Source organism: Cohnella sp. GbtcB17 (assembly GCF_019091135.1).
Lineage (GTDB): Bacteria > Bacillota > Bacilli > Paenibacillales > Paenibacillaceae > Cohnella.
The window spans coordinates 1-9,751 of record NZ_JAGXJW010000108.1; the positions used below are offsets into that span (position 1 = coordinate 1).

The following is a 9,751-nucleotide window of genomic DNA, read 5'->3' on the forward strand; positions in this document are numbered from 1 at the left end:
ACATGCAGCGCGGGGGCAAGGGCGAAGTCGCCGCCTCGACATTCGCCGAAGTGCCTGAGCAACACATCAAGGTAGCGGAGCTTGTCCTGGAAAGGGCGCGTCGTCTCGTGGAGCACAAGCGTGACGTCGTCATTCTGCTCGACAGCATCACGCGTCTGGCGCGCGCCTACAACCTCGTCGTGCCGCCATCCGGCCGTACGCTCTCGGGCGGCGTCGATCCTGCCGCGTTTCATCGGCCTAAGCGCTTCTTCGGTGCCGCTCGGAACGTGGAGGAAGGCGGCAGCCTGACCATTCTGGCGACCGCGCTCGTCGAGACCGGCTCCCGGATGGACGACGTCATCTACGAAGAGTTCAAGGGCACCGGCAACATGGAGCTTCATCTTGACCGCAAGCTCGCCGAACGCCGTATTTTCCCGGCGCTGGACATTCGCCGCTCCGGCACGCGCCGCGAGGAGATGCTCCTCTCCAAGGAGGAGCTCGACAAGGTCTGGACGCTGCGCAAGAGCATGAACGACTCGATCGAATTCGTGGATCAATTCCTGCGCAAGCTGGGCGGCACGAAGACGAACGTGGAGTTCCTGGCCGTATTGGACAGCGCCCAGAACGCACCGGGCCGCGGACCGCTGCGCCCTGGTCAGACCGGCGGCCAGGCGGCTTCGGGCACTGCCGGCAGCGCTGCTTCGAGCGGCTCGGCGTCCTCCGGCGGCTCCGCCTCCGCAGGCGCTTCTTCCGCAGGAGCGTCGGGCACAGGGGCTGGCTACGGCTCTTCAACCGCAGGTTCGACCGGCGGTCAGCGGTATTCCGGCGCGTCCGGTTCCCGGCCGTTGTCGCAGTCGCGTCCGGGCAGCTACAATGCCGGGCCGCGCGGCGGCAGCTACTCGAGCAGCCGTCCGACCTACTCGAACGGCACGTCCTCCTACGGAGCGCGGCCGAATGCTTCTTCGCCGTCCGCGAGCGGCGGTTCGCCTGCATCGCAGGCGCCGTCGTCGCCTGCCGGTTCCGCCGGATCGACGGGGATGGGCACGGGGGCTTCGCCTAGCGCGGCGCCGAACGCGGGCAACGGGGCGTCCGTTGCGCCATCGTCGTCGACCGGCTCGAGCGCCGGCAGCCCGGGCGCAGGCGCATCCGCGACGAGCGGCGGCGTGAGCCCGACGGGATCGGCGCCGCGTACGAGCGCGTCGTCCAGAACGGGCGGAATGTCTCCATCCTCCTCGTCGTCAGCATCGTCTGCCGCGAGGTCTTCGACCCGACCGACCGCTTCTTCGTCGGGCGCTGCGGCCCGTACTTCGAGACCGGCGACCGGCGGCGCTTCCTCGGCATCCGGCCGGCCGTCGCCGGGCGGCGCCGGTACCGCTTCGGGGGCTGCAAGCTCCGGGACGGCTTCGACGCCGGCGTCTGCATCTGCCGCGACGACACCGGCATCGGCGACTCCGTCCGCGTCCGTGTCGACGCAGCCGGCTGTAACGCCGGCATCTACGGCTCCGCCTGCGCCGGCAGCATCTGCGGCATCGGCTCCCGCCTCAGCGCCAAATGCGGGAACCCCTACGGCGCCGGCATCGGCCGCCGCACCGGGCGCAACGCCGACCGCGTCTGCCCCGGCCGCTTCGCCGAGCGCAGCGGCGCCCGAGGCGCCGGCAACCGGCGAAGCGCCGGCCGCCGCCAAGCGCACGTCCGCGCGCGCCTCGTCTTCGACGCCGCGCGGAACCGCCCGGAGCAGCCGCGCCGCCAAGGCAGCGGCCGAAGACACGCCTGCCGCGCAGGCGCCGGAGGCTGCAGCCGCAGCTGCGCAGGAGCCGGCTGCGCCTGCGCCGGCCGCCGCCAAGCCGCGCACCCGCGCGTCCGCGGGCGCCAAGACCGGCGTTCGCGCCGCCAAAGCGGCGGCCGCGGACCAGGCCGCGGGCAGTTCGCCCGCGGAAGCGGCGCCGTCGGCGCCGGCCGCCTCTTCCGCGCCCGCCGCATCTGCGGACGCGGAGGCGCCGCCTGCCAAGGCGCCGCGCCAGCGACGCACGACCAAGAACAACCCGGCGACCGAATAAGCTCGCCTAAGCCATACAGGACGCGCCAGGCCCCGGCCGGGCGCGTCCAAGTCACGAAAGGAGCTATACGCCATGTACCTGGTTTACGCCGACGAGCACGGCAATGTATACGATCACGATCAACTTCATGCCGTGGCGCGGAGCGGCGACAGGCTGGTCGAGCTGCTTGAAGACGAACTGATTCCGCTCCCCGCCGGCGCGACGCTGGTCGGCCTGCCGCACACGCGCGCGGTCGGGATGAATCCGAAGACCGGCGAAATGAAGGCTTTGCCCGCGGGCAGCCAAGCGGTCGGCGCTTTGCTGCCCCAGGGCTTCACGCGATTTTACGTTCCGGGCTACACGAAGACGGACAAGACGCAGATGTTTCCGTTGTTCGGCTACACGGCCGTCGTCTGGAAAGACGGCGGCTTCTACGTAGCGGCCGCGGGTACGGACGACCCCGAGCCCTGGAACCCGGACAATTGCGACCGTCAGGAGCTCGAGGTCGAAGTGGACCGGCTGCTCGCCGCCTACCCGGACAACCGGCTGTACCAGCATTTGTCCCACTGCGCGCTCGGCTACGAATGCCTCACGGCATCCAACACGTTTCTCCAGCGCCTGGAGGGAGCCGTGCCCGTATCGTTCGCCTGCAACGCAGGCTGCTTCGGCTGCATCTCCGAGCAGCCCGACGACAGCGGCTTCGTGTCTCCGCAGACGCGTCTCAAGTTCAAGCCGACGACGGACGAAGTCGTCGACATCATGCTCGAGCATCTGAAGAAGCCCGACACGATCATCAGCTTCGGCCAAGGCTGCGAGGGCGAACCCTCGACGCAGGCGAAGACCATCATCGAGGCGATCAAGCGGGTGCGCGAGCGTACGTCGAACGGCTACATCAACATCAATACGAATGCCGGGCTCAGCGACCACCTGCGCGCCATTACCGACGCGGGGCTTGACCTGATGCGCGTCAGCACGATCAGCGCGATCGACGAGCACTACAACGCCTACTACAAGCCGCGGGGCTATACGCTCGCCAACGTAGAGAAGACGATGAAGTACGCGGAGAGCCAGGGCGTCTACACCTCGATCAACTATTTGATTTTCCCGGGCGTCACGGACCGCGAAGAAGAGATTGAAGCGATGATCGAGTTCGCGCGACGGACCAAGCTCAAGCTCATCCAGATGCGCAACCTGAACATAGACCCCGACGCTTATTTGAACCTGATTCCCAAGGCAAAGGGCGAGATTTACGGCATGAAAACGCTGCTCGAGATCTTCCGCGAAGAGCTGCCGAACGTCGTCATCGGTTCCTATACGCATATCCCGCCATCGCGGAAAAACCGAACGGTCGCCAACGTCTAGCGTGCGCCTGCGCTCCCGTTGCAGGATGCGGACATTGGTGCTATAATGTTCGGGTATGTCCATTAACTCTGGAGCCGCATGCGTTCCAGGGCAGAAGAGGTGAATTCTAAGATGAAAGAAGCCATCCACCCGAAGTATTCCGTCACGACGGCTACGTGCGCTTGCGGCAACACTTTCGAGACCGGTTCGGTTCGCCCGAACATTAAGGTCGAGATCTGCTCCGCGTGCCATCCGTTCTTCACCGGCAAGCAGAAGTTCCTGGACGCCGGCGGCCGGATCGACAAGTTCAAGAAGAAGTACGGCATCTAATCCAAGCCGTATCATCACGAATAGAGCGCAGCCTCCCTCCGCATCCTAACGGGTATGAAGGGAGGTTTTTTCATGCTTAAACGAACGGGATTCCGCCTTAATATGCTGCTGATCGCCGCGCTGGCCGCGGCCGCGCTGCCCATCGCCGGATGCGGCCATTCGGGCGGCTCGAACAGCAGTTCCATCAAGCAGCAAACCTATGCGGACGACGGTCTGCTCGGGCGTACGAGCAGCTACCCGCGCATTCCCGGGCGTCATATGACGGAAACTTACGGCAACGACTCCAAGCTGATGTCGACGTCGATCCAGAATCTGAACGGCGTGGCCGGCTCGCGTGTCGTCTTCAACGGCGCCGACGCCTACGTGACCGTCACGTTAAAGCCGGGCCTCGACGCCCAGCAGCGGCAGACGGTGGAAAACCAGGCGACGACCGTGCTCCGCTTTAATTTCCCGAGATACAACGTTCACGTGTCGACGGTCGGCGGCCGCTGACATTGGCGTAGGCGAACGGATTGCCGCGCGTATTGCCGCGACACCACCCGACAGGGAACGATTCCCGCAAACGGATATGCCGGACTTAGTTGCGCCTGGCGACGATATTCGTTATACTAGTTCATGCCGTGCTAGATGGGGAGGTAGCGGTGCCCTGTCACTCGCAATCCGCTATAGCGAGATCGAATTCCTGTTTGAGGTCATGCCACGCAGTTCCGGCTTCGTCCCGGCGCGTTGATCGCAGGGTCCTTCGCGAGGGACGCCCATGAACCCGGTCAGGTCCGGAAGGAAGCAGCCGTAAGTGGTCACGTTCTTGTGCTGAAGGGTAGCCCTTCGGGAGCGTACGAGCGAGGTACGGCTGGATGGCATCGATCGAGGGCAGGTGCACGGTCCTTCATTCGAGGACGAATTTTCATATTCCAACATCAACACACCTCAGCGTAGACAGAGCTGCGCCGAGGTGTGTTTTTCATTTTTCTGCGTAAGCGTATTCCGACGCTTAAAAGCGGGCGGCGCGAGCGGCCAAGGTGTCAGAGTGGAGGGGAAGCATGGGGGACAAGAGGCAGCAGCAAGGGGCGTTGAGGGCGGTCGCGCAGTGGCGGGGAGACTCCCGGGCGCGCCGGGATCACTTCGTGCGATTGTTCGCGAATCGGATGCTGGCCGACGAATGGATGGGCGTCCTGCTCGTCGATGCCGACTTCCGGATCGTCGAGGCGAATCCGATGGCAGGCGACATCTTCGGCGGAGACCGGTCCGCGTGGGCCGGGCAGCCGGCGGACGTCTGGGCCGAGACGCTGGGCTTGCCGCTGCCCTTCGGCCGGTCTCTGCTTCAGGGAGAAGCGTTTCGCAATCGCAAGCTGGCATGGGTCAAAGAAGGCGTAGCCCGGGAAGTCGTTGTCGACGGGGACGTGCTTGTCTCCGGCGGAGAGGTGATCGGAGCCTATCTGCTTTTCCACGATGTCACGCCCTGGATGATGCTCGAGGAGCAGGTGCGCCGTTCCGACCGGCTCAAGATGATCGGACAAGTGGCTGCGGGTACCGCGCACGTGATTCGCAATCCGCTCACGGCGGTCAAAGGCTTCGTTCAATTGATGAAAAAGTCGTTCGACGAGCGGGAGATGACCAAGGAGCAGGAGTACGCGCATATTGTGCTGTCCGAGTTGGATCGCGTGCAGGAGCTCGTGGGCGAATTTTTGCTGCTCAGCAAGTCGAAGGAAACGAAGCTGTCCGCCATGCGTCTTGGCTACGTCATGCGGGAGATGATGCCGATGCTCCGCAATGAGGCGACGCTCCACGATATCGTCCTTTTGTATGAGACGAAGCCCGATCTGCCGCCGGTGCTCGCCGATAAGGAGATGCTCAAGCAGGTCGTTCTGAACTTGGGGAAAAACGCGATCGAAGCGATGGGCAAGGGCGGCCGCCTGCTCATTCGCGAGCGTCACGGCGGCCCTGCGCATGTCGGCTTCGTCGCCGTCGAGGTGTGCGACTCGGGTCCCGGCATTCCCAAAGCGGCGCTGGACCGCATCTTCGACCCTTTTTATACGACAAAAGAAAACGGAACGGGGCTCGGTCTGTCCATCTGCCAGCGGATCGTTCACGATCTGGGCGGGAGGATCGCGGTCTCCTCCTCCGAGGCGGGCACGGTATTCACCGTGCTGATCCCCTGTGCCGGTTCGGAGGCTGACGGTCGCGCATCGGGCGGTGGAGCGATTCCCCGCGATGATGTATAATAAATAGCAATACACCAAAGGCAGGAGCGACTTGGAATGGCCCATATGGCATTGTACCGTGCCTGGCGTCCCCAGACGTTCAAGGACATGGTCGGGCAGCAACATATCGTCCAGACGCTGCAGAACGCCATCCGGGAAGACCGGCTGTCTCATGCTTATCTTTTCAGCGGTCCCAGAGGGACGGGCAAGACGACTGCGGCCAAGGTTCTGGCCAAAGCCGTCAACTGCGAGCGCGGACCCGCGACGGAGCCTTGCAACGAATGCGACGCCTGCCGGCGCATCACGTCCGGCGCGGTGATGGACGTCGTCGAGATCGACGCCGCCTCCAATCGGGGCGTCGAGGAGATTCGCGACATCCGCGACAAAGTGAAGTACGCGCCGACCGAGGTTCGGCGCAAAGTGTATATTATCGACGAAGTGCACATGCTGACGACGGAGGCTTTTAACGCCTTGCTCAAGACGCTCGAGGAGCCGCCGGCGCATGTGATGTTCATTCTGGCGACGACCGAATCGCATCGGCTGCCGGCGACGATCATCTCGCGGTGTCAGCGCTTCGAATTCCGTCGCGTGCCGCTGTCGGAGCAGGTCGAACGGCTGCGCGAGATTTGCGGCGAGGAAGGCATCGCGGCCGAGGCGGACGCGCTTGGCTACATCGCCAGGCTGTCCGACGGCGGGATGCGCGACGCGGTGAGTCTGCTCGATCAGATCGCTTCGTTTACGGGCGGCGAGGTTACGCTTCAGGGCGCGGTCGACGCGACGGGCGGATTGCCGGCCGATCAGTTCGTGCGCATGGCGTCCGCGATCCGGGATCAGGATGCGGCCGCTGCGCTTCGCGAGATCGACGAGATGATGCAGGCGGGCAAGAGCGCGGACAAGTGTCTCGAGCAGCTGATGCACTATTTCCGCGATCTGCTGCTGGCGCAGCTGGCGCCGGATGCCGAAGGCGCGACGGGCCGTGCCGGCGATCCGGCCGCGCTCGCGCAGGCGGCTTCGGGATTCAGCCGGGAGCGGCTGTTCGCCGTCATCGACCATCTGAACCGATATCAGACGGAGATGAAGTACGCGGCGCATCCGCAGACGATGTTCGAGATCGCGCTGCTCAAGCTCTGCTCGGACGGCGGCACAACCGCCGTCGGCGGACAAGCGGCGGTCGCGGCGCCGTCCGCAGCCGCCGGAGGCGCGGACCTGCAGCGGCTTCAGCAGCAGGTTGTTGCCTTGGAGCGCAAGCTCACGGAGCTGGCGCGAACGGGCGTGGCGCCCGGAACTGCGGGCGCGGGCGGTTCGGCCGATGCCGGCGGCGGCCGCGCGGGAGTCGCCGGTTCGGCCCGCGGTTCGGCGGGCTCTGCCGGCGCGTCGGGCGGTCCGGCCAAGGCGCCGCTGCGCGCGCGGGTCAAGGTGGAGCCGTTTCTGGCCGCCAAGGGCTCCCCGGACGCGCTGCAGGCGCTCGGCAAGTGGCCGCAGGCCATGCAGCGCGTCAAGGAAGAGCGCGTAACCGTACATGCCTGGCTGGTGGACGGAGAGCCGGTGTCCTATGCGGACGATACGGTGCTCGTCGCCTTCCGCAACTCGATCCACCGGGAGACGACGGAGAAGCCCGCCAACCGGCAGGTCATTGAAGGCGTGCTCAGCGCGGTGCTAGGCAGGCCGACCCAGCTGGCCACGCTCCTGCAGAAGGAATGGCAGGAGGCGCTCGCGTCCGCCGATTCTTCGGCAGCGGGCAAGGAAGCGCCCGAGGAGCTGCAGCTCGTCCCGGACGACGGTGCCGGCCCGCAGGGCGAGCCGCTGATCGAAGAGGCGATTCGGCTTTTCGGAGAAGAACTGGTCGTTATTAAAGAAGACTAGAGGAGGACTACAAGATGAACAACATGAACCAAATGATGAAGCAAGTGAAGAAAATGCAGGAGCAAATGCTGAAGGCACAAGAGGCGCTCGGCGAGAAGACGATCGACGGCACGGCTGGCGGCGGCGTCGTGACGGTGTCCATGAACGGCCACAAGAAGCTGCTGAGCGTGACGATCAAGCCCGAAGCGGTCGATCCCGAGGATGTCGAGATGCTGCAGGACCTCGTACTGACCGCCGTTAACGACGCCCTGACCAAGGCGGACGAGCTGGCGAACGCGGACATGGGCAAGTATACGGGCGGAATGAAGATTCCGGGCTTGTTCTAAGCGAGGAGCCTGATTCTTGTTCTATCCCGAACCGATCGCCAAGCTGATCGAGTCCTTCTCCCGTCTGCCGGGCATCGGTCCCAAGACCGCGGCCCGGCTTGCGTTTCACGTGCTTCGGATGAAGGAAGAGGACACGATCGATTTTGCGAAGGCGCTGGTCAGCGTCAAGCGCAATCTGACGTATTGCTCGATCTGCTGCAATATTACCGATACCGATCCGTGTCGGATTTGCTCCGACAAGACGCGCGACGCTTCGGTGATCTGCGTCGTTCAAGAGCCCAAAGACCTCGTCGCCATGGAGCGTACGCGGGAGTTCGCCGGCTATTACCATGTGCTGCACGGCGCCATTTCGCCGATGGACGGCGTAGGTCCCGACGATATCCGCATCAAGGAGCTCGTGCAGCGTCTGAGCGACGAGCGCGTGCAGGAGCTGATTTTGGCGACCAACGCCAATATCGAGGGCGAAGCGACCGCGATGTATCTGTCCCGGCTGGTGAAGCCTTTCGGCATCAAGGTGACGCGCATCGCGCATGGTCTTCCGGTCGGTGGAGACTTGGAGTACGCGGACGAAGTGACCCTCTCCAAAGCGCTCGAAGGACGACGCGAACTCTTCTGACGTTTCGCTTTCTTTTTAAATTTCTAATAAAATGTTTAAGGAAAAGCGCCCTCGGGCGCTTTTTTCTATGCTTGCCTGATTCTGAATGCCGATTCTGTGACATATAAATGGTATCGGGTTGTCCTTCAACGGGCAGCTTGACCACACAGGAGAGGGAGCGGTGAGCAATGCTGAAGGGGAGACGGGACAGGTTGGCGGCGCAGCAGCGCAAGTCCGAACGGGAACGGCTCGTGGACGAGGTGCGTCTGGCCGAGGCGGAGTGGAAGCAGGCATGCGCTCGTTTTGACGATGCGCTGGGCGCGGATCAAGTCGATTATGCCATCTATCTGCTTGAAGCCGCCGAGCAAAAGCTCGATATGACGCTGCGGCGCGCGCGCATGCACTGGCATGCGGAACAAGCTGCGCAGCTGCCCGAGTTTCGCATGGAGTCTGCCGTAGTCGGGGGCGAAGGCGCTTGAAGACGGTATGGCTCGTCATGCTGGTCGTCTCTTCAGCCTCCCTGCTGCTTCTTCTTTTGCGAAGAAGCGCTCCGGGAGGCTGGCTTTTGAGGTTCGGCACCCATCTGGCGCTAGCGGCCTTCGCGATTTATGCGCTCAACTTCTCTGGCTGGATTAGCGGTTGGCATGTGCCTTTGAATCCGGCGACGATCGGCGCAGTCACGCTGCTGGGGCTGCCTGGAGTCGCGCTCGTACTCGGTCTGCAGCACATGCTTGTTTTATAATGTAGAAAAAATGCATTATGCATTGACGAGCTATACCGGGATGTGTTAAATTAATTCTCGCGCCTAAGAGCGGCGGCTGAACGGCCGTCGGAAAGAAAGCAAACTTCCAGAAAATATGGGTTGCATCGGATTAGGCGAGTGTGATATATTATTCAAGTCGCCGCTGAGAGGCCGCCGAGCAAGAGGCCGAAAGCGACAGACAAGATTGCTCCTTGAAAACTGAACATCGAGCGTTAAAACAAACGGACGCTGAGGCCTCTGGGCCGAAGCGAAAAGTTATACCAGCTTTATCATGAGCAAGTCGAACTACCCTTTATGGAGAGTTTGATCCTGGCTCA

The 9,751-nt window shown here is 63.4% G+C and carries 9 protein-coding genes, 1 other RNA gene and 1 pseudogene; all 11 read left to right on the forward strand.

What is annotated here, in order from left to right:
* Positions 1-617: pseudogene (gene rho / locus KVT38_RS32420) on the forward strand (transcription termination factor Rho); the annotation flags it as partial.
* 1,491 nt (positions 618-2,108) lie between these two features.
* Positions 2,109-3,377 carry a radical SAM family protein gene (locus tag KVT38_RS32425; protein WP_217597889.1) on the forward strand — a complete coding sequence of 423 codons (1,269 nt, stop codon included), beginning with the start codon at positions 2,109-2,111 and terminating at the stop codon, positions 3,375-3,377.
* A gap of 111 nt (positions 3,378-3,488) precedes the next feature.
* Positions 3,489-3,686 carry a 50S ribosomal protein L31 gene (rpmE, locus tag KVT38_RS32430; protein ID WP_090117667.1) on the forward strand — a complete coding sequence of 66 codons (198 nt, stop codon included), beginning with the start codon at positions 3,489-3,491 and terminating at the stop codon, positions 3,684-3,686.
* A gap of 72 nt (positions 3,687-3,758) precedes the next feature.
* Positions 3,759-4,178: a YhcN/YlaJ family sporulation lipoprotein gene (locus tag KVT38_RS32435; protein WP_217597890.1), complete on the forward strand. Its 420-nt coding sequence runs from the start codon at positions 3,759-3,761 to the stop codon at positions 4,176-4,178.
* A gap of 126 nt (positions 4,179-4,304) precedes the next feature.
* Positions 4,305-4,568: signal recognition particle sRNA large type (gene ffs, locus KVT38_RS32440), an RNA gene on the forward strand.
* 158 nt (positions 4,569-4,726) lie between these two features.
* Entirely contained in the window at positions 4,727-5,908 is a 1,182-nt protein-coding gene (locus KVT38_RS32445; protein WP_217597891.1) for a two-component system sensor histidine kinase NtrB, read from the forward strand.
* A 36-nt stretch (positions 5,909-5,944) separates the two neighbouring features.
* Complete coding sequence (gene dnaX, locus KVT38_RS32450) at positions 5,945-7,750, forward strand: DNA polymerase III subunit gamma/tau (RefSeq protein ID WP_217597892.1); 1,806 nt, start codon at positions 5,945-5,947, stop codon at positions 7,748-7,750.
* Positions 7,751-7,764: 14 nt separating this feature from the next.
* Positions 7,765-8,076 carry a YbaB/EbfC family nucleoid-associated protein gene (locus tag KVT38_RS32455; RefSeq protein WP_217597893.1) on the forward strand — a complete coding sequence of 104 codons (312 nt, stop codon included), beginning with the start codon at positions 7,765-7,767 and terminating at the stop codon, positions 8,074-8,076.
* A gap of 16 nt (positions 8,077-8,092) precedes the next feature.
* Positions 8,093-8,692 carry a recombination mediator RecR gene (gene recR, locus KVT38_RS32460; RefSeq protein WP_217597894.1) on the forward strand — a complete coding sequence of 200 codons (600 nt, stop codon included), beginning with the start codon at positions 8,093-8,095 and terminating at the stop codon, positions 8,690-8,692.
* 167 nt (positions 8,693-8,859) lie between these two features.
* Complete coding sequence (locus KVT38_RS32465; RefSeq protein ID WP_217597895.1) at positions 8,860-9,150, forward strand: DUF2508 family protein; 291 nt, start codon at positions 8,860-8,862, stop codon at positions 9,148-9,150.
* Entirely contained in the window at positions 9,147-9,413 is a 267-nt protein-coding gene (locus KVT38_RS32470) for a pro-sigmaK processing inhibitor BofA family protein (RefSeq protein ID WP_254639732.1), read from the forward strand. Before KVT38_RS32465 ends, KVT38_RS32470 begins: the two co-directional genes overlap by 4 nt.
* Positions 9,414-9,751 lie beyond the last annotated feature (338 nt).

Bases quoted from the DNA above. Each gene is read 5' to 3' on its own strand.
- KVT38_RS32425 (WP_217597889.1), top strand. From the start codon at position 2,109: ATGTACCTGGTTTACGCCGACGAGCACGGCAATGTATACGATCACGAT.
- rpmE (WP_090117667.1), top strand. From the start codon at position 3,489: ATGAAAGAAGCCATCCACCCGAAGTATTCCGTCACGACGGCTACGTGC.
- KVT38_RS32435 (WP_217597890.1), top strand. From the start codon at position 3,759: ATGCTTAAACGAACGGGATTCCGCCTTAATATGCTGCTGATCGCCGCG.
- KVT38_RS32445 (WP_217597891.1), top strand. From the start codon at position 4,727: ATGGGGGACAAGAGGCAGCAGCAAGGGGCGTTGAGGGCGGTCGCGCAG.
- dnaX (WP_217597892.1), top strand. From the start codon at position 5,945: ATGGCCCATATGGCATTGTACCGTGCCTGGCGTCCCCAGACGTTCAAG.
- KVT38_RS32455 (WP_217597893.1), top strand. From the start codon at position 7,765: ATGAACAACATGAACCAAATGATGAAGCAAGTGAAGAAAATGCAGGAG.
- KVT38_RS32465 (WP_217597895.1), top strand. From the start codon at position 8,860: ATGCTGAAGGGGAGACGGGACAGGTTGGCGGCGCAGCAGCGCAAGTCC.